This window comes from Sulfitobacter sp. 1A15258, from assembly GCF_043557045.1.
GTDB lineage: Bacteria > Pseudomonadota > Alphaproteobacteria > Rhodobacterales > Rhodobacteraceae > Sulfitobacter > Sulfitobacter faviae.
In genome coordinates this window covers 148,088-165,455 of sequence record NZ_JBIFFK010000004.1, presented here as the reverse complement: position 1 = coordinate 165,455, position 17,368 = coordinate 148,088, and the positions used below count along the sequence as shown (strand labels likewise).

Below are 17,368 nucleotides of genomic sequence, written 5' to 3'. Positions count from 1 at the left end.
TGCGGCACTTACTGGCCATCCAGTCTGCCGCCCCGCCAAAGCGGAACGACAGCGATCAAAAACGCCGCATTGCGCGGTAAGGGTCAACTCGACAGGCGGCTAATCTCCTCTTTCAAACGCAGTTTTTCCTTTTTCATGGAAGCCACTTTCAAATCGTCCATACCGGGGGCGCGTTGCGCGGTTTCCACCGCCTCACTCATCGCCTGATGCTTGCGCTTCAGGGTATCCAGATGTGCGTTCAAAGCCATACAATCCTCCATGATTGGTGTGTGGAATTTCAGTGGACCACAGCGCGACCCACAAGTCACGCGGCACCGCAGCATAGGGGTGAAGTTGGTAAAGAAACGCTTAAGAAGTAGGATAGACCAGCGGCGCACCCTGGCGCAGGACCGCTTCGATTTCCGGCACATAGCTATCGCCATTCCCCTCATGCCGCGCGCCACGGTGCATGACAAAGCTGTGATAGAGCCGAAAAGCACCGCGTCCGTTCTTGCGCGCACGCAAGAGAATCAACTCCGGCATCCGCCCGGCGCGCGAGGCGAGCGGCAGCACTTCGACCGATCCCATCTCATGCGGCAGCGCCGCCAGAATCTCGGGCAGCCGTTCGGCGCGATGGATAAAATGCGCATGCCCTTTGGGCTTTAGCCGCCGCGCGGCGGTGCGGACCCATTGTCGCAGGGGCGTCGCCTCACCCAAGGCCGTCTCGCGCCCGGGATCGCGGGACTGGACCGAGGCGGCCCGGTCGAAATAGGGCGGATTGGCGAGAACGTGGTCAAATTGTCGCTGGCGCAGATGCAGGGGCATCTCGGTCAGATCGGCCTCCACCACCTCCAGCGCCGCGCCGCCATTGCGCCGCGCCAATTCGGCATAGGCGGGTTGCAGCTCACAACCCGTTAGCGTCAGCCCCGGCACCCGCGCCCCCAGACAAAGCACCGCCGCACCGGCCCCGCAGCCAAGCTCCAGCACGCTTTGCCCTGCCTCGGCCTCGATGCTCGCGGCCAGCAAAACCGGGTCCACCCCGGCACGATAACCCCGCCCCCGGCGCGGCTGCCAGAGGTGCAGCTTGCCGCCGAGAAAAGCGTCGCAGGTCAGGTCGTCTTCGGTGAAACGGGTCACAGCCCCAGCGGAATATCATTGTCGCGCATCACCCGCAGGGCGGCGTCATGATCATCAGGATGCACCATCAGGCGGCGCGGGAAAATCCCGATGCCCCCTTCGAGCACGCTCATGTTTACGTCCATTTCAAAGCAGTCTATATCCTCCCCCCTGAGAAGGGCGGTGGCAAAGGCGATGATGGTCATGTCGGTGCTGCGCAAAAGTTCCTTCATATCAAAGATGTAGAGCCGGATCACCGGCATGTCGAGCGGGACGCGGGAAATGATGATGAAAAGTGATGCAACGGGCAAACCGCACGACCGCATGGCGGCCTATCTAAGCGATGATATGGCGGCGGTCAGCGCCCTGATCCGCGAGCGGATGGCGTCGAAACACGCGCCCCGCATCCCCGAGGTCACCGCCCATCTGGTCGAGGCGGGCGGCAAGCGCCTGCGCCCGATGCTGACGCTGGCCGCGGCCCGGATGTGCGGCTATGACGGCCCCTATCACGTCCATCTGGCCGCCACGGTTGAGTTCATTCACACCGCGACCCTGCTGCACGACGATGTGGTGGACGAAAGCGCGCAGCGGCGCGGGCGGCCCACGGCGAACCTTCTGTGGGACAACCAGTCGTCGGTGCTGGTCGGGGACTACCTCTTTGCCCGCAGCTTTCAGTTGATGACCGAGCCGGGCTCGATGCCAGTGATGCGCATCCTGTCGAACGCCGCCGCGACCATCGCGGAGGGCGAGGTGCTGCAACTGACCGCCGCGCAGAATCTGGCCACGGATGAACAGGTCTATCTACAAGTCGTGCGCGGCAAAACGGCGGCGCTCTTCTCAGCCGCGACTGAGGTGGGCGGCGTGATCGCCGATGCGCCGGAGGATCAGGTCAAGGCGCTCTACGACTATGGTGACGCCCTTGGCATCGCCTTTCAGATCGTCGACGATCTGCTGGATTATCAGGGTGATACAGGGGCCACGGGCAAGAACGTCGGCGACGATTTCCGCGAGCGCAAGCTGACCCTGCCGGTGATCAAAGCCGTGGCCAAGGCCGACGAGGATGAGCGCGCCTTTTGGACCCGCACCATTGAGAAGGGCAAACAGGAAGAGGGCGACCTCGACCATGCGCTGATGCTTTTGGCCAAACACGACACGCTCACCGCGACGCAGCGCGATGCCTGTGACTGGGCGGAGAAGGCCAAAGCGGCGCTTGCCCCCCTGCCCGACCATGAGTTGAAAGACATGTTGATCGATCTGGCCGACTACGTCGTCGCCCGGATCAGCTAAGCGGCCAAGATCGGCGCGGCGGCGACCCACCATCGCGGCGCCGCGCTGGCGATGCGATGGGCCGCGGCCTCGGCCTGCGCCGCCGTGGCGTAGAGGCCGAAACAGGTCGCGCCCGAGCCGGACATCCGCGCCAGCGCCGCATCGCTCAGCGCCTCCAGACAGACCCCGATGACCGGCTCCCGCGCGATGGCGGGCGCGGCAAGGTCGTTGCGCTGTGCGCTCAGAAAATCGATGAAGTCGGAAAAGCCCGCGAAACTCGGGATCACCTCCGGCATCGGCGGCTGGCTCTTGTCGCTGAGCGCCGAGAAGACAGCAGGCGTCGGCACATCGACACCAGGGTTCACCAGCACCATATGGCAAGGCGGCAGCGCGGAGAGCGGCGCGAGGATCTCCCCCACCCCCTGCATCCGCTGCGGGCCGCGAGTCAGACAGACCGGCACATCCGCCCCGAGCTGCGCCGTCTCTGTGGGCAGCGGAACGCCCCAATGCGCCGCAAGCAGCTCCAAGGCCGCCGCCGCGTCGGCAGAGCCGCCCCCGATTCCCGCCGCTGCGGGCAGGTGTTTCTCAAGATGCAGTGCTGCGCCACGGCCCGCGCCTGCGTCCAGCATCTCTGCCGCGCGCAGGACAAGGTTGCGCGCATCGGTCGGCACCCCTTCGGCCCGCTGGCCGCCGACCGTCAGGGTCAGATCATTCGCGGCGGCCACATCCAGCCGATCGCCCACACCGGCCCGCACCACCAGCGAATCCAGCAGGTGATAGCCGTCGGCCCGCTGGCCGGTACAATGCAGGGTCAGGTTCACCTTGGCCCAAGCCATCCGCGACGCCGCAGCGCCGGGGTCGGCGGGCGCCCCATCGTTTGAAAAGCTCATTCGTCCGCAGCAACCTTGAGCGGTGCCGCGCCCTCTTCGGCCAGCACGGCATCGAGCCCCACTTCCAGCTTGCGGCGCATCCGCTCGGGGTCGGCCTCCGAATCCGCATCCGTCAGGTCAACGAAAGAGAGCGCCCGACGCCACTGGAATTCAGCCTCGCGCTTGCGGCCCACGGCCCAATAAACATCCCCGAGGTGATCGTTCACCACCGGATCGACCGGCTCCAACTCGACCGCGCGTTCCATCTGCTCCACCGCTTCTTCGTAGCGGTCCAGCCGGTAGAACACCCAGCCCAGCGAATCGACGATATAACCGCTGTCGGGGCTGGCCGCGACGGCGCGTTCGATCATCTCCAGCGCCTCGTCCAAGTTACGCTGCTGTTCGACCAGCGAGTAGCCGAGGTAGTTCAGCACCTGCGGCTGTTCGGGGTTCAACTCAAGCGCGGCGCGGAAATCGGCCTCCGACCCTTCCCAATCGCCGCTGCGTTCCTTGGCGATGGCGCGGGCGTAGAACAGCACCCAGCGGGCACGGGCGGTTTCGGGCGTCAGCGCGAGCGCTTGGTCGTAGGAGGCGATGGCCGCCTCATAATCCTCTTCGGCCCGCAGCATATCGCCTAGCGTGGAATGCACCACGGCCAGATCACCATGGCTCCGCGCGAGTTGTTCCAGCACTTCGATCGCCTGCGCGGTCTTGCCCGAGCGGCGCAGCGCATCGGCGCGGCCCAGTTCGGCGGCGTGATAGGCCGGGCTGTCGGCAGGCAGGGACTTATATTCGGCAATCGCCAGATCATGCTCGCCAAGGTTCTCCAACAGGCTTGCCGTCAGCAAAAGCGCATCGACATGGTCCGGGCGCAGATAACGCGCGATGCGCGAATAGAGCAGAACGTAATAGTCCCCCGCCGCTTCATTGCGCAGCACGGCGGCGAAGGTGAAAAACACCTCGGCCATGCCCGCTTGGGCGTCGGGCATATGGCTGAAGGGCGCGGGCGTTTCCTGCTGCAAACCTTCAATGAGCCGCGCGATTTCGGGGTCGCTATCCGCGCCAAAACCGTCCGAGAGCACCGCCAGCGCATCCTGGCTGCGCCCCAATTGGCCAAGAATCTCGGCATGGGCCATCACGCCGCGCCGGGTCTGGCCTGCGGCCCCTGCCTCACCACTGGCAAAGATCGCCTCCGCCCCTTCGAAGTCGCCGACGCTCGCCAGCGCGAGGGCCTTGTGATACATCACGAAGCCCTGCATCCCGGCCTCTTCGCTTAGGCTGTCGAAAGCCTTTATCGCGGCGGTCACATCGCCCGCCCCCATATGCGCCCAAGCCTGCACTAGCCCGCCGACCCAAGGGCCGATGGCCGAGGTATCGCGTTCGAACAGGGCCATGTAATCGCCCTCTTTCGCCAAGGCGGCCACAAGGGTCATCTCGGCCACTTGGCTCTTGGTGCCGAGGGTGATCATATTGCGTGCTAGCGGCAGCGCCTTGTCCACCCGCCCGAGCGAGAGATAGGACAGCACCGCGCTTTCCATCAGTTCGATGTTCTTCGGGTCCCGCGCCAGCGCTTCGGTATAATACCGCGCGGCCTCAGGGTAGTCGCTGTTCACGGCGGCATGACGCCCCGCCAGATAGGGGCCTGCGACCGATTGCGCCATCAGCGGCGCCGACAGGCCGATGCAAAGCGCCGCAACGCTGGTGAAACCTAGGACATTCCGAAACATGCAAACCGCCTCATATCGCTTTGCTCGCAGGCTATCATCTTCGTGCCGGGGCGCAATGGCGGGTCGGTGATGTCACCCGGAGCGAACAGGATTTCGCCGAAAAGACGAAAAGACCGCCACGCCTGCGCGTGCCGGTCCTTTAATTGCGCCTTTGGCGATGGCTCACATATTCGGGTAGTTCGGCCCGTCACCGCCCTGCGGGGTGGTCCAAACGATGTTCTGTGTTGGGTCTTTGATGTCGCAGGTCTTGCAATGCACGCAGTTCTGGAAGTTGATCTGGAACCGCGTCTCGCCGGTTTTGTCATCCTCGACGAACTCGTAAACCCCCGCCGGGCAATAGCGGGCCGAGGGGCCCGCGTATTTCGGCAGGTTCACCTCGACCGGAATGCTCGGGTCTTTCAACTTGAGATGCGCAGGCTGGCTTTCCTCGTGATTGGTAAAGGAGAAGGCAACGTTGGTCAGACGGTCAAAGCTGAGTTTGCCATCGGGTTTGGGGTAGTCGATCTTCTTGTGCTTATCCGCAGCCTCGGTCGCCTCGGCATCCGATTTGCCGTGGCTCAGCGTGCCCAAGAGCGAGAAGCCGAGCGTGTTGGTCCACATGTCAAAGCCACCAAGCGCCAGCGACGCGGTGAGCCCGTATTTCGACCACAGCGGTTTCACGTTGCGCACCTTCTTAAGGTCCGTCGCGATCGGCCCTTCACGAACATCGGTCTCATATTCGGTCAGCTCATCACCGCCACGGCCCGCTTGGATCGCGGCATAGGCGGCCTCAGCCGCTGCCTTGCCCGAGAGCATGGCATTGTGGTTGCCCTTGATGCGCGGCACGTTGACCATGCCCACCGAACAGCCCAGCAGCGCCACGCCGGGGGCCACCATCTTGGGCATCGACTGATAGCCGCCCTCGGTGATCGCCCGCGCGCCATAGGCCACGCGTTTGCCGCCTTTGAGCAGCTCGGCCACCATCGGGTGATGCTTGAACCGCTGGAATTCCATGTATGGGAAAACATGCGGGTTCTTATAGCCGAGGTGAACAACGAAGCCGACGTAAACCTGATTGTTCTCAAGGTGATAGATGAAGGACCCGCCGCCCGCATTGCTGTTCAGCGGCCAGCCCATCGTGTGGGTGACGGTGCCCTCGCGGTGCTTGGCGGGGTCAATCTCCCAGATCTCTTTCATGCCAAGACCGTATTTCTGCGGCTCTTTGCCCTCATCCAGCCCGTATTTCGCGATGACCTGCTTGCTGAGGCTGCCGCGCACGCCCTCGGAGAGGAAGACATATTTGCCGTGCAGTTCCATCCCCGGCTCATAGCTCGGGCCGGGGGTGCCATCGGCATTTTTGCCCATCTCACCGGCGACAACGCCTTTGACTTCGCCGTTCTCGCCAAAGACCAGCTCAGAACAGGCCATGCCGGGGAAGACTTCGACGCCCAGTTCTTCGGCCTGTTCGGCCATCCAACGGCAGACATTGCCCATGGAAACGATGTAGTTGCCGTGGTTCTTCATCAGCGGGGGCATCGGAAACTCGGGGATGCGCAGCTTGCCCGCCTCGCCCAGCAGGTAAAAGTTGTCTTCCTTCACCGGCACGTTCAGCGGCGCGCCTTTTTCCTTCCAATCCGGGATCAGCGCATCCAGCCCGCAGGGGTCGAGCACCGCGCCCGACAGGATATGCGCGCCCACTTCCGAGCCCTTTTCCAGCACCACAACATTGCAATCGGCGTCCAACTGCTTGAGCCGGATCGCAGCCGACAGGCCAGCAGGCCCGGCGCCGACGATCACAACGTCATATTCCATCGCTTCGCGTTCAATCTCGGCCATTTTGGTGCTCCCTCACGGCAAATTCGGTTTGGATTTGGCTAAACCACCGCCGCGCGCAATGCAATCGCGACCCTGCGTTTATTGCGCAAAACGTGGGCTCCACGACATAACATGACGCGCGACCCTGCGGGCCGCCGGTTCTTCCCCTTTCAGATAGCGCGACTGCGGCGCCTTTCACCACCCGGCCTGCAAAGCTCATTCAGCGAAAACGGGATCGGATTGACGGCAGCCAACCGCCGATCCCGGGGCCGTTAGCCCCTTGCAATTGGCGGGCAGTTTGGGTCAGGTATCTGCCAAGTTAACACGCAATTGGCCGCCCCCCGGCGAAAACCCGGGTGCGGCCCTCATTATGTAGGCACACCGCCATGGAAAAAATCCCGATGACCCGCGACGGTCACACCGCGCTCGAAGTCGAACTTAAGCAGCTTAAAACGGTTGAACGCCCCGCCATCATCAAGGCCATCGCCGAGGCGCGCGAACATGGTGACCTGTCGGAAAACGCCGAATATCACTCTGCCAAGGAAAAGCAGTCTTTCATCGAAGGCCGCATCAAAGAGCTTGAGGGCGTGATCTCGCTCGCCGATGTGATCGACCCCAAGAAACTGTCGGGCTCGATCAAATTCGGCGCCACGGTGACGCTGGTCGATGAGGACACGGACGAAGAGAAAACCTATCAGATCGTTGGCGAATATGAGGCCAATATCGAAAAGGGTCTTTTGAACATCAAATCCCCCATCGCGCGGGCGCTGATCGGCAAGGACGAGGGTGATTCCGTCGAGGTGCGCACCCCCGGCGGGCAAAAATCCTATGAGGTTCTCAAGATCGTCTACGCTTGAACGGGAAAGCTGACATGGCAGAGCCCGACGCTTCCGCATCCCCACAGCAAGCCCCCCGCGCCCCACGCGGCGGGACCGGCGCGGTACGGCCCACGCCGATGGGCATCTACGACCGGCCCAAGGCCAATAGCATCACCGAGATCGAGGTCATCGCAGGCGCGCTTTCGGCGCTCTGGCTGCTTGGCACGGCGATCTATTTCACCTTCATCGCCGCCGAGGTGCCCGAGGGGGCGCCCGACAGCGGGCTGCGCGGGCTGTTGATCCTGCTGGTGGTGATCATGCCCGTCGCGATGATCTGGGTCGGGGCCACCGCCGCCCGCGCCGGGCGGGTCATGCGTGAAGAAAGCCAACGTCTGCAAATCGCGATCGACGCGATCCGACATTCCTATATCTCGCAACAGCAGGGCAACAAACCGGCGGGCGAAGGCAGCATTGCACGCAAGCTCGATGAACTCGCCGCCAGCGTCCGCAAGACCGAGATTGCGCTGGCCGGGCTTCAGGGCCGCGATGCGCCCTCGCGCCCCGTCGATCCGGCCCCGGCACCCACACCGCCCGCCGCAGAAGAGCAGCCGACGCTGGCGCTTGGCACGCAGACGGGCGACAGTGCACAGCCGCTCTCTGCCGAGGATTTCACCCGCGCGCTGAACTTCCCCGAAACGGCGGAAGATCAGGCCGGTTTCGACGCCCTGCGCCGCGCCCTGAAGGATCGTTCTGCCGCGCAGCTTGTGCAGGCCGCGCAAGACGTGCTGACCCTGCTGAGCCAAGACGGCATCTATATGGATGACCTGCGCCCCGACCGCGCACGCCCCGAGGTCTGGCGGCAGTTCGCCAGCGGTGCGCGGGGCCGGACCATCGCGCCTTTGGGCGGCATTCGGGATCGCTCCTCGCTGGCGCTGGCCAATGCGCGGATGCGGCAAGACCCGATCTTCCGCGACGCCGCGCATCACTTCCTGCGCCGCTTTGACCGGACCTTTGCCGAGTTTGAGAAACAGGCCACGGATGAAGAAATCTCGATGCTCGCCGACACCCGCACCGCCCGCGCCTTCATGCTGTTGGGCCGCTGCGCGGGCACCTTCGATTGACGCGCGGGTCTAGCCGGTAAAACTGCCGTAGGGGATGAAACGGACGGTATCGCCCGGCGCGATGTCGCGGGCGGCCTCGTCCAATTCGACCAGCCCTTCGGCCCAACTGAGCCCGCTGATGCGCCCCGACCCTTCGGAGGCAAAGACCTCGGCCCGGCCATCGCGCATCCGCGCGCGCAGGTATTCCCGCCGCCCGGCCTTTTTGCGCTTCTCGAAGGCGGCAGGCACGTCGAAACCCTGCGGCTCTTGCCAGCCGCCCCCGGCCAACAGCGCCATGGCTGGCCGGGCGAAGATCAGCGAACAGACCATCGCCGCCACCGGGTTGCCCGGCAGGCCAAAGATCGGCACCCCCTGCCACATCCCGAGCGCCAAAGGCCGCCCCGGTTTCACCGCGATCCGCCAAAGCTGCATCGCCCCCGCTTCGGTCAGCAGGGCCGAGACGTGGTCTTCGTCCCCCGCCGATGCGCCGCCACTGGTGAGGATCACATCGACCTGCCCTGCCGCCGCATCAAGCCGCGCGCGCAGCGCGGCGCGGTCGTCGGCCACGCGGCCCAGATCGACCGCCTCATGGCCAAAATCGGTGGCAAGTTGCAGCAGCATTGGGCGGTTGGCATCGTAAATCTGCCCGGCGCGGGCCGCCGCGCCCATCTCGACCAATTCGTCCCCGGTTGAGATCACACCGACCTTGAGCATTTTGCGCAAAGACACCTCCGCCACCCCGGCGGCAGCCAGAAGCGCCAGTTCCGCCGGGCCGATGCGCGTGCCCGCGGCAAGGATCACGTCGCCCGCCTGCACATCCTCCCCGGCCTTGCGGGTGTTGGCCCCCTGTTTGACCGGCCCGTGAAAGCGCAGCACGCCGCCCTCAGCGGTCACATCCTCTTGCAAGATAACGGTATCGACACCTTCGGGCAGCGCCGCGCCGGTCAGCACGCGGATCGCTTGGCCCGCTGGCACGGCACCGGGGCGGTCGCCCGCCGCCGCGCGGCCCGGCACCAGCGGCATCTCATGCAGCCCCTCGCCCCGCCCCCCGGCAAAGCCATAGCCATCGACTGCCGTGTTGGGCAGTGGCGGGTTGGCGCGGATGGCGGTCACATCTTCGGCCAAGATGCGTCCCCCGGCCTCGGCGGCGGGGCAAGGCTCGGCCTCTGTCACCGCGTGAAGCCGCGCGCGCAGCAGGTCCAGCGCCTCATTCACCGGGGTCCAATGCACGCCGGGCGGCAAGGCGAAACAGTTATTGCGCAAGGGCGGCGGCGCGGGCGTGGCGGCGGCCGCCGGGGTGGCGATCAGCCCCACGTCGCGCAGGATGAAATCGGCAATGGCGCCGGTGTCGTTCAGATCGAAAACGGGCCGATCCACCTCAAGCGGCACATCGCTGGCCAGTGCCCGCACCGTCGGATCATCCGGCGTGATCAATGGGTTTCCGGTCTCGGCCCGATGGGCTTCGACCTTCGGATGACCGTCGCGTTTGTAGCCTTCGATCAGCACCAGATCGACGGGCGAGAGCCGCGCCAGATGCGCCTCTAGCGGCGGCTCATCGGCCCCGCGCAACTCATGCATCAGGGCAAAGCGCGCGCCCGAGGCCAAAAGCACCTCCCGCGCCCCTGCGATCCGGTGGCGGTGGCTGTCTTTGCCGGGTTGATCCACGTCGAAAGTGTGATGCGCATGTTTCACCGTGGAGACGGTGAAGCCGCGGCCCGTGATCTCGGCCACCAGCCGCTCCATCAGCCCGGTCTTACCTGCGTTTTTCCAACCGACAACGCCGTAAACCCTCATACCATCGCCTCTGCTTTCGCCAGATCTTCGGGCGTGTTCACATTGAAGAAGGCCGCCTCATCGGGGAAGAGCGCCTCGCGCCCGTCGTGGCGTTCCGTCCAGAGCACCACCTTGCGCAGACCGCCCGCCAAAGCGCTGCGCAGATCGTCGCGCAGCGCCACGGGCCAGAGGCCAAAGGTCGGATGCCGCGCGGTGCCGCGTTTGGCGTCCGGCGTGGCGGCGAGGGCCAGCGGATGGGCCATGCCATCGGCGGCCAGCAGCAGACGCGGCACCAGATCGCAAGGGAAGAAAGGCGTATCGGCGGCAGCCGTCACGATGCTCTCGGCCCCCTGTTCGGCGGCCCAGTCGAGCCCAGCAAGCACCCCCGCCAGCGGCCCGGCGAAGCCTTCGATACTGTCGGCCAGCACCGGCAGGCCGAGGTCGGCAAACCGCGCCGGATCGCCATTGGCATTAAGCGCCAGCTCCGCAACCTGCGGCTCCAGCCGGTCGATCACCGAGGACAGAAGCGTGCCCTGCCCCAGCGGCAGCAGCCCCTTGTCGTCGCCGCCCATACGGGTCGCCTGCCCGCCCGCCAGAATGACGCCAAGTGGTTGTTTCATGTGGCTAATCCTTCGCGCCCTTGCGCCCGCTTTTGCGCGGCTCTTCGGCCACGCTGGCCGGATCCGCATCGCGGATGAGCCGCCCCTCCCCGGCCAGACAGGTAAAGCGCTGCCCGCGCATCCGCCCAATCAGGGTCAGGTTCACCTGCTGGGCGATCTCCACCCCCCAAGCGGTAAAGCCCGAGCGGGACGCCAGCACCGGAATGCCCATCATCGCCGTCTTGATCACCATCTCAGAGGTCAGCCGCCCGGTGGTATAAAGCACCTTATCCTCGGCCCCGACCCCTTCGGAAAGCATCCAGCCCGCGATTTTGTCGACCGCGTTGTGACGGCCCACATCCTCCATATAGACCAATGGCCGATCGCCTTGGCAAAGCACTGTGCCGTGGATCGCACCGGCCTCCAGATAGAGGCTCGGCGTGCGGTTGATCTTGGCCGCCAGCGCATAGAGGTCCGATGTGCGCACCGGCGTCTCGGGCAGGCTCACCTCCGCCAGCCCCTCCATCATATCGCCAAAGACCGTGCCCACGGCGCAGCCGCTGGTGCGGGTCTTGCGCTGCATCTTGTCTTCGTAATCGGTGGCCCGTTTGGTGCGGACGACGACGGTCTCAAGCTCTTCGTCGTAATCGACACCGGTGATCTCTTCGTCCGGGCGCAGCATCCCCTGATTGCGCAGAAACCCAAGCGCCAGATAGGCTGGGTAATCGCCAATGGTCATGGCGGTCACGATCTCTTGCCGGTTGAGGAATATCGTCAGGGGGCGCTCTTCGACCACATTGATCGCCACCTCGGCCCCGGTGTGATCCACGCCAGAGACGCTGCGCGTCAGCCGAACAGCAGTCGGATCCGGGGCGATCAGATAATTGCTAAGTTCATTGTCTCGGGCCAATTGTATCCCCCTGCGGTTAGGTCTAAGCCTTTGACATTATATTTAAGAGTTCGCCATGGCCATCACCACCACCAAATCCGCCTATCGCAAAGGGATCGTCGACGCGCTGCCCTTCGTGCTGGTGATCATCCCCTTCGCCTCGCTCTTTGGCCTATTGGCGACCGAGGCCGGGTTGAACGTGTTCGAAACGCTGACATTTTCGATCGTGGTGATCGCCGGGGCCGCGCAGTTCACGGCGCTGCAACTGCTGCAAGAAGACGTGCCCACGGCGATCATCCTCGCCTCTGCACTGGCGGTGAACCTGCGCATGGCGATGTATTCGGCCTCTCTCACCCCGTGGATTGGCGGCGCGCCGCTGTGGCAGCGGGCGTTGGCGGCCTATATGACGGTCGATCAATCCTATGTCGCTGCGATGACGCAATATGAGCGCGACCCTCAGATGACCGTGCCGCAGCGGATGGCTTATTTCTTTGGGACCGTGACGCCGGTGGTGCCGCTTTGGTATATCTTCACGCTGATCGGGGCGATGGTCGGCTCCAGCGTGCCTGACAGTTGGGCCTTGGATTTTGCCATTCCGATCACCTTTCTGGCCATGATCGCGCCGATGTTCCGCACGCTGGCCCATGTGGCGGCGGCGCTGGTCGCCGTGGTCGTCAGCCTTTTTGCCGTTGAGGTGCCCTATGCGCTTGGGCTGATCATCGCAGGGCTCGCGGGCATGATCACCGGCGCGCAGGTCGAGGCATGGATGGAACGGCGCAAACCGGGGAGCATGGCACGATGATCGATAGAACCGCACTTTGGGTCGTGATCATCGGCCTTGGGCTGGGCAGCTTTTTCCTGCGTTTTGTCTTTACCGGGTTGGTTGGCAACAAACAGATGCCCGCGTGGCTGTTGCGGCATCTGCGCTATACCGCCGTGGCGATTCTGCCAGCATTGGTGGCACCGCAGGTGATCTGGCCCTCGGCCACCGGGGGGCAGTTCGACCTGCCGCGCGTCACCGCGGCGGCGGTGACTTTGGGCGTGGGACTGGTGACCAAAAACGTCCTCGCCGCGATCCTGTCGGGGGCCGCGGCGCTTTATGGGATGCTCTATCTGGTGGGGTAAGCGCGGGCGCTACTGCTGGGCCAGTTGCGCCGCGCGCAGGGCGTCAATCACATCGCCCTCATCGTCTTCGTAATATTTCGTCGTGGTGACACCCGGCAGGGCCTCGAACCGCTCTTGCAGCTTGACGGGATAGTAGGTCGACCCGACGCTTCGAAACCCCGGCAACTGGCTGAGAATGCCGCTGGTGGCATTGGCGCAAAAGGCACCGGGCACCGCGCCATTCGCAGTCACCAGTTCAAGCGCGCGTTCGGCCACCTCGGGGCTGACGGGGATTTCCTGGCTGACCACATGAAAGGTGCTGCGCGCATGGGCGGATTTATAGGCCTGCAACCAGGCAGGCGTCACCCCGTAGAGCACATCGCCCCGCTCGGCCATCCGCGCGTCCCGAAACGACCCCGCGGGGTCAAAGATCACCCGTTGTGAGCCGTTCACCATCAGCGCGCTATGGCCGCCGCTGCCGGTGCGGTTGTTCACCATGGTCATCAATGTGAGGGAGGGCGGCTCGGGCGCGCGGTAGGCTGCACGCGCCACAACGTCGGGCGGGCTATCGGGGCTTTGATCCACCGAACAGCCAGCCAGAACGCCAACAAGTGCAATCGACGCTAAGAGAGTTCTCAAACCGTTACCCTCGCGCCTAGGGATAGGACGTGATCAACCGGCAAAGATCGCCAGCAGAACAAGAATCACAAGGATGACGACGGTGCCGCGTGTCACGAAGGACATGAATCCGTCAAAGGTCTTTTGCTGCTCTTCGTAATTCATGCTGCCGTGTTCATGTTCAGCCATTTTCGTCTCCCTAAGACAATTTGTTGGCGCTGATTAACCTATTCGCATCACCCTGTCACGGGGGGATGATGCGCAGAAAACCATACTAGCTTTGCGCAGAACTACGCGCTATAGGGGAATCTTACACTTCCCCGCACGTTATAGAGTCTCTCAGGTTTCGTCGTCTGCCAGATCGGCAACCAGTCGAAAGCCGATCCGTTGCGGGGCGGCATCGGGCACCTTTTTCGGCAAGGCCCGCAGCATCACGTTCAACTGCCCCACATGCTGCACCAGTTGCGCCCGCGCCCCTGCCGGATCGACGCCGTAAAAGGTGATGATATCGGGGTCGAAATACCCCATGCCTTCGATCCGCAGCACCCCGGCGTCGCCCCCGGCAAAGCCGATGGCCGCCTCGTGATCGTTGTCGAGCTTTTCCTCGAAATTCTTGAGATAAAGCACCACCCGCTCATAGGCCCATTGCGCGGGGGATTTCTGCTTCACCGGCTTGTCGGTGACGGATTTTGGCAGGGGTTGATCGCCTGACTTGGGCTGATCCGCGCCTGTATGCACCTCATGCATGCGCGGTAATGCCGCAGCCTCATAGGCCTCGGCTGCCGTTTTCACCTCATCGCCCATCGCTCACCCCTTGCGCTGATACACCCATGCGCCATCCGCCGCGCGCAAGCTGCGCGTGGCCTCTCCGGCTTGGTAAAGGTGGCTCAGATGGGCGACGGCTTCAACCAGCGCGAGGCCATATTCCGCCTCACCGATATTGCGTTTGAACAGCGGCGCGAAACATTCCGAGGCTGATTTCGGCGTGTCGATATAGGCCAGAAGCCTGCGCAGGGCGCTGTGATGGTTTTCGATCAACTGCTTCAGCCGCGTCGGCAGGCCTGTGAAGGGCAGCTTGTGGCCGCCAAGCACCAGATGATCCTCCTGCGCCAAGGGCACGAAACGCTCGCAAGCCTCCAGCCATTCGCCTATGGGGTCGGCCATCGGCTCGGTTGGGTAGACGCCGATGTTGGGGCTGATGGAGGGCAGAATCTGATCCCCCGCGATCACCAGATTGTCGTCGCGGCTCCAAAAGGTCGCATGCTCGGGGGCGTGGCCATTGCCGATATGCACTTCCCAATCGCGGCCACCCATGCGGATCACATCGCCCTGCCGGATGCGGGTGAACCCCAGCGGCAGCGGGGCCACCACATCGGCGAAATTGAAGGGCCGCTCATTGGCGCGTTTGTCATAGAGCGCCGAGGCCATCCCCGCCTTGCGGTAGAACGCAAGGGCTTCGGCGACCGGCACCTCTTGAACATCCAGCGTCAGCATCCGCGCGGTCAACCACGCGGTGCGCGTGGTGACCAGTTCCGCCCCGAACTCGGTCTGCAACCACCCGGCAAGGCCGATGTGATCGGGGTGGTGATGGGTGACGACCACGCGCGAAATCGGCTTGCCGCCAAGCGGCCCGGCCATCAGCCCGCGCCAAATCTCCTTGGCCCGGCGCGAGGCGAAGCCCGTGTCGATCACCGTCCAGCTATCGCCCTCGTCCAAGGCATAGACATTGACGTGGTCCAGCTTCATCGGCAGCGGCAGGCGGAACCAAAGCACCCCCGGCGCCACCTCGACCGCCTCCCCCTCGGCGGGCGGCACCTCCCAAGGATAGCGCAGCCCCTTGGGCGTTTTTGGCTCGGCGGGGGAGAGGGTGGCCTGCTCTGTCATCAGCTTCTCAGGTCTTCGACATCAAGCGCATAGAGGTCTTCCGCCCCGGCCTGCGCATGGGCCAGCAGGCCCTGATGCTCGGGCAAGAGACGTTGGATATAGAACCGCGCCAGCTTGGCCCGCGCATCGCCCGCGCCGGCGGCCTTCTCGGCCATGGCGGCTTGCAGATGCAGATGACCGCCCAGCACGCGGGCGAAGGCGCGCAGATAGGGGACGGCACCGGCGAAACGGGCGTTCATGTCCTTCTGCGCGGTCATCCACTCGGTCGCCTCGCGCAGGGTCTCGCTGGCCTGCCAGACCGCATCGGCCATGCGCGGGAAAGGGCCGCGTGCGGATTCGGCATGGGCTTCGATCTCATCCAAGAGCCGGTTCGCCGCCTCGCCGCCATCCATCATCTTGCGGCCCACAAGGTCCATCGCCTGAATGCCGTTGGTGCCCTCGTAGATCGCGGTCACGCGCACATCGCGGCTGAACTGCGCCGCGCCGGTTTCTTCGATAAAGCCCATGCCGCCATGGACCTGCACGCCCATCTCGGCGACGCTGATGCCCACGTCGGTGCCGAATGCCTTGGTGATCGGGGTGAGGAACGCCGCCCGCGCGGCCCATTCATCCCCCTGCCCTGCGCGCGCCATATCGCTGGCATAGGCACAGCTCAGCGCAATCGCGCGGGAGGCAAAGATATCGGCCTTCATGCTCAGAAGCATCCGGCGCACGTCGGCGTGATCTACGATGGTGCCGGTGCCGCCTTCGATGGGGGAGCGGCCCTGCTTGCGCTCCAGCGCGTAGTCCAGCGCCAGTTGATAGGCCCCTTCGGCTGCACCGATGCCCTGTTCGCCGACACCAAGGCGCGCGTTGTTCATCATGGTGAACATCGCCGCCATGCCGCCGCCCTCGCGGCCTACTAGCCAGCCGGTGGCCTTGTCATATTGCATCACCGCGGTGGGCGATCCGTGCAGGCCCATCTTATGCTCAAGGCTGACCACATTCACACCATTGCGCTGGCCCGGCGCGCCATTCTCATCAGGGATGAACTTCGGCACGAGGAAAAGGCTGATCCCCTTGGTCCCCGCAGGTGCACCCGGCAGGCGCGCAAGAACCAGATGGCAGACATTGCCTGCAAAATCATTGTCACCCCAAGAGATGTAGATCTTCTGACCAGAGACCGCATAAGTCCCGTCGCCATTGTCTTCGGCCCGGCTGCTGAGCGCGCCCACGTCCGAACCCGCCTGCGGCTCGGTCAAGTTCATCGTGCCGGTCCATTCGCCCGAGATCAGCTTGGGCAGGTACAATTCCTTGATCGCGTCGCTCGCGTGATGCTCCAACGCTTCGATCTGCCCTTGGCTCATCAGGGGGGCGAGTTGCAGCGACAGGCAAGCGCCGCTCATCATCTCGTTGACCGCGCTGGTCAGGGTCATCGGCAAGCCCATGCCGCCAAACTCCGGGTCCGCCGACATGCCGATCCAGCCGCCTTCGGCAATCGCGGCGAAACCTTCGGCAAACCCCGGAGAGGTGCGCACGACGCCGTTTTCCAGCTTGGCAGGGTGCAAATCCCCGCCTCGTTGCAGCGGCGCCAGCACGTCATCGCAAAGCCGTCCGGCCTCTGACAGGATCGCGCCGGTGACGTCTTCACTGGCCTCAGCGAAACGCTCGGTGCTCCGAAGCGTTGCGAAATCCAACACGTCCTCGATCAGAAAACGGTAGTCATCCACGGCGGCGCGGTACGGCATATCATATCCTCCTGAAAGGCGCGCTTGTTCTGGCAAGCCTGACATGGCCCTGATAAAGGCTGGTTTATGTTGCCGCCAGCATGAAATGCCCGGCCGCCCCCCGCA

General features: G+C 64.2%; 19 protein-coding genes. 5 read left to right on the top strand and 14 right to left on the bottom strand.

The features are described 5' to 3' along the window. Window positions 1-83: 83 nt before the first annotated feature. The 3 genes from ACGYK9_RS10385 to ACGYK9_RS10375 form a co-directional block, all read right to left on the bottom strand. Window positions 84-248 (bottom strand): YdcH family protein, encoded by a 165-nt coding sequence (locus tag ACGYK9_RS10385; protein WP_082852182.1) that lies wholly within the window; start codon window positions 246-248, stop codon window positions 84-86. Between the two features lie 100 nt (window positions 249-348). After that, window positions 349-1,116, bottom strand: coding sequence for a tRNA1(Val) (adenine(37)-N6)-methyltransferase (locus ACGYK9_RS10380; protein ID WP_394410503.1), 768 nt, complete (start codon window positions 1,114-1,116; stop codon window positions 349-351). Next, window positions 1,113-1,328 carry a DUF2007 domain-containing protein gene (locus tag ACGYK9_RS10375; protein WP_394410805.1) on the bottom strand — a complete coding sequence of 72 codons (216 nt, stop codon included), beginning with the start codon at window positions 1,326-1,328 and terminating at the stop codon, window positions 1,113-1,115. Before ACGYK9_RS10375 ends, ACGYK9_RS10380 begins: the two co-directional genes overlap by 4 nt. Window positions 1,329-1,383: 55 nt before the next feature. Here ACGYK9_RS10375 and ACGYK9_RS10370 point away from each other — a divergent pair, with 55 nt between their 5' ends. Beyond that, window positions 1,384-2,382, top strand: a complete 999-nt coding sequence (locus ACGYK9_RS10370) for a polyprenyl synthetase family protein (RefSeq protein ID WP_394410506.1) — start codon at window positions 1,384-1,386, stop codon at window positions 2,380-2,382. On the opposite strand, the gene ACGYK9_RS10365 is transcribed toward ACGYK9_RS10370, so the two are convergent. From ACGYK9_RS10365 to ACGYK9_RS10355, 3 genes are all read right to left on the bottom strand, one after another. Continuing rightward, complete coding sequence (locus ACGYK9_RS10365; RefSeq protein WP_394410509.1) at window positions 2,379-3,251, bottom strand: 4-(cytidine 5'-diphospho)-2-C-methyl-D-erythritol kinase; 873 nt, start codon at window positions 3,249-3,251, stop codon at window positions 2,379-2,381. The two genes, ACGYK9_RS10370 and ACGYK9_RS10365, sit on opposite strands and share 4 nt — an antisense overlap. Further along, window positions 3,248-4,957, bottom strand: coding sequence for a tetratricopeptide repeat protein (locus ACGYK9_RS10360; RefSeq protein ID WP_394410512.1), 1,710 nt, complete (start codon window positions 4,955-4,957; stop codon window positions 3,248-3,250). The genes ACGYK9_RS10365 and ACGYK9_RS10360 overlap by 4 nt, the downstream gene beginning before the upstream one ends. A 162-nt stretch (window positions 4,958-5,119) precedes the next feature. Continuing rightward, window positions 5,120-6,772, bottom strand: coding sequence for a 4Fe-4S dicluster domain-containing protein (locus ACGYK9_RS10355; RefSeq protein WP_394410515.1), 1,653 nt, complete (start codon window positions 6,770-6,772; stop codon window positions 5,120-5,122). 365 nt (window positions 6,773-7,137) lie between these two features. On the opposite strand from ACGYK9_RS10355, the gene greA reads away from it, so the two are divergent. Both greA and ACGYK9_RS10345 read left to right on the top strand, forming a co-directional pair. Beyond that, window positions 7,138-7,608, top strand: a complete 471-nt coding sequence (gene greA, locus ACGYK9_RS10350) for a transcription elongation factor GreA (RefSeq protein WP_394410518.1) — start codon at window positions 7,138-7,140, stop codon at window positions 7,606-7,608. A gap of 14 nt (window positions 7,609-7,622) precedes the next feature. Beyond that, window positions 7,623-8,690, top strand: coding sequence for a hypothetical protein (locus tag ACGYK9_RS10345; protein ID WP_394410520.1), 1,068 nt, complete (start codon window positions 7,623-7,625; stop codon window positions 8,688-8,690). 9 nt (window positions 8,691-8,699) lie between these two features. On the opposite strand, the gene ACGYK9_RS10340 is transcribed toward ACGYK9_RS10345, so the two are convergent. Genes ACGYK9_RS10340 through ACGYK9_RS10330 form a run of 3 tightly spaced genes read right to left on the bottom strand, consistent with a single transcriptional unit; the run spans window position 8,700 to window position 11,957 of the window. Continuing rightward, window positions 8,700-10,463 (bottom strand): bifunctional molybdopterin-guanine dinucleotide biosynthesis adaptor protein MobB/molybdopterin molybdotransferase MoeA, encoded by a 1,764-nt coding sequence (locus ACGYK9_RS10340; protein WP_394410523.1) that lies wholly within the window; start codon window positions 10,461-10,463, stop codon window positions 8,700-8,702. Then, the gene (mobA, locus tag ACGYK9_RS10335; RefSeq protein ID WP_394410526.1) at window positions 10,460-11,062 is read right to left on the bottom strand and encodes a molybdenum cofactor guanylyltransferase MobA; all 603 of its coding nucleotides are present in this window, start codon (window positions 11,060-11,062) and stop codon (window positions 10,460-10,462) included. The genes ACGYK9_RS10340 and mobA overlap by 4 nt, the downstream gene beginning before the upstream one ends. Window positions 11,063-11,066: 4 nt before the next feature. Then, complete coding sequence (locus ACGYK9_RS10330; protein ID WP_394401943.1) at window positions 11,067-11,957, bottom strand: formate dehydrogenase accessory sulfurtransferase FdhD; 891 nt, start codon at window positions 11,955-11,957, stop codon at window positions 11,067-11,069. 49 nt (window positions 11,958-12,006) lie between these two features. On the opposite strand from ACGYK9_RS10330, the gene ACGYK9_RS10325 reads away from it, so the two are divergent. After that, the gene (locus tag ACGYK9_RS10325) at window positions 12,007-12,732 is read left to right on the top strand and encodes an AzlC family ABC transporter permease (RefSeq protein WP_394410529.1); all 726 of its coding nucleotides are present in this window, start codon (window positions 12,007-12,009) and stop codon (window positions 12,730-12,732) included. Beyond that, window positions 12,729-13,055 (top strand): AzlD domain-containing protein, encoded by a 327-nt coding sequence (locus tag ACGYK9_RS10320; RefSeq protein WP_067265610.1) that lies wholly within the window; start codon window positions 12,729-12,731, stop codon window positions 13,053-13,055. The genes ACGYK9_RS10325 and ACGYK9_RS10320 overlap by 4 nt, the downstream gene beginning before the upstream one ends. Before the next feature lie 9 nt (window positions 13,056-13,064). Here ACGYK9_RS10320 and ACGYK9_RS10315 read toward each other — a convergent pair whose 3' ends face one another. From ACGYK9_RS10315 to ACGYK9_RS10295, 5 genes are all read right to left on the bottom strand, one after another. Beyond that, entirely contained in the window at window positions 13,065-13,673 is a 609-nt protein-coding gene (locus ACGYK9_RS10315; protein WP_271688200.1) for a hypothetical protein, read from the bottom strand. Between the two features lie 33 nt (window positions 13,674-13,706). Then, window positions 13,707-13,841 carry an aa3-type cytochrome c oxidase subunit IV gene (locus ACGYK9_RS10310; RefSeq protein ID WP_067265607.1) on the bottom strand — a complete coding sequence of 45 codons (135 nt, stop codon included), beginning with the start codon at window positions 13,839-13,841 and terminating at the stop codon, window positions 13,707-13,709. A gap of 150 nt (window positions 13,842-13,991) precedes the next feature. Next, on the bottom strand, window positions 13,992-14,456 hold the full coding sequence (locus ACGYK9_RS10305) for a DUF6173 family protein (RefSeq protein ID WP_394410532.1): 465 nt from the start codon (window positions 14,454-14,456) through the stop codon (window positions 13,992-13,994). Window positions 14,457-14,459: 3 nt separating this feature from the next. Continuing rightward, entirely contained in the window at window positions 14,460-15,536 is a 1,077-nt protein-coding gene (locus ACGYK9_RS10300; RefSeq protein ID WP_394410535.1) for an MBL fold metallo-hydrolase, read from the bottom strand. Further along, complete coding sequence (locus tag ACGYK9_RS10295; protein WP_394410538.1) at window positions 15,536-17,263, bottom strand: acyl-CoA dehydrogenase; 1,728 nt, start codon at window positions 17,261-17,263, stop codon at window positions 15,536-15,538. The genes ACGYK9_RS10300 and ACGYK9_RS10295 overlap by 1 nt, the downstream gene beginning before the upstream one ends. Window positions 17,264-17,368: the final 105 nt, after the last annotated feature.

Excerpts from the sequence above, each read along its gene's own strand:
- ACGYK9_RS10310 (WP_067265607.1), bottom strand. The coding sequence starts at position 13,841 with ATGGCTGAACATGAACACGGCAGCATGAATTACGAAGAGCAGCAAAAG.
- ACGYK9_RS10345 (WP_394410520.1), top strand. The coding sequence starts at position 7,623 with ATGGCAGAGCCCGACGCTTCCGCATCCCCACAGCAAGCCCCCCGCGCC.
- ACGYK9_RS10325 (WP_394410529.1), top strand. The coding sequence starts at position 12,007 with ATGGCCATCACCACCACCAAATCCGCCTATCGCAAAGGGATCGTCGAC.
- ACGYK9_RS10385 (WP_082852182.1), bottom strand. The coding sequence starts at position 248 with ATGGCTTTGAACGCACATCTGGATACCCTGAAGCGCAAGCATCAGGCG.
- ACGYK9_RS10355 (WP_394410515.1), bottom strand. The coding sequence starts at position 6,772 with ATGGCCGAGATTGAACGCGAAGCGATGGAATATGACGTTGTGATCGTC.
- greA (WP_394410518.1), top strand. The coding sequence starts at position 7,138 with ATGGAAAAAATCCCGATGACCCGCGACGGTCACACCGCGCTCGAAGTC.
- ACGYK9_RS10375 (WP_394410805.1), bottom strand. The coding sequence starts at position 1,328 with ATGAAGGAACTTTTGCGCAGCACCGACATGACCATCATCGCCTTTGCC.
- ACGYK9_RS10370 (WP_394410506.1), top strand. The coding sequence starts at position 1,384 with ATGAAAAGTGATGCAACGGGCAAACCGCACGACCGCATGGCGGCCTAT.
- ACGYK9_RS10365 (WP_394410509.1), bottom strand. The coding sequence starts at position 3,251 with ATGAGCTTTTCAAACGATGGGGCGCCCGCCGACCCCGGCGCTGCGGCG.
- ACGYK9_RS10305 (WP_394410532.1), bottom strand. The coding sequence starts at position 14,456 with ATGGGCGATGAGGTGAAAACGGCAGCCGAGGCCTATGAGGCTGCGGCA.
- ACGYK9_RS10340 (WP_394410523.1), bottom strand. The coding sequence starts at position 10,463 with ATGAGGGTTTACGGCGTTGTCGGTTGGAAAAACGCAGGTAAGACCGGG.
- ACGYK9_RS10300 (WP_394410535.1), bottom strand. The coding sequence starts at position 15,536 with ATGACAGAGCAGGCCACCCTCTCCCCCGCCGAGCCAAAAACGCCCAAG.
- mobA (WP_394410526.1), bottom strand. The coding sequence starts at position 11,062 with ATGAAACAACCACTTGGCGTCATTCTGGCGGGCGGGCAGGCGACCCGT.
- ACGYK9_RS10320 (WP_067265610.1), top strand. The coding sequence starts at position 12,729 with ATGATCGATAGAACCGCACTTTGGGTCGTGATCATCGGCCTTGGGCTG.
- ACGYK9_RS10295 (WP_394410538.1), bottom strand. The coding sequence starts at position 17,263 with ATGCCGTACCGCGCCGCCGTGGATGACTACCGTTTTCTGATCGAGGAC.
- ACGYK9_RS10360 (WP_394410512.1), bottom strand. The coding sequence starts at position 4,957 with ATGTTTCGGAATGTCCTAGGTTTCACCAGCGTTGCGGCGCTTTGCATC.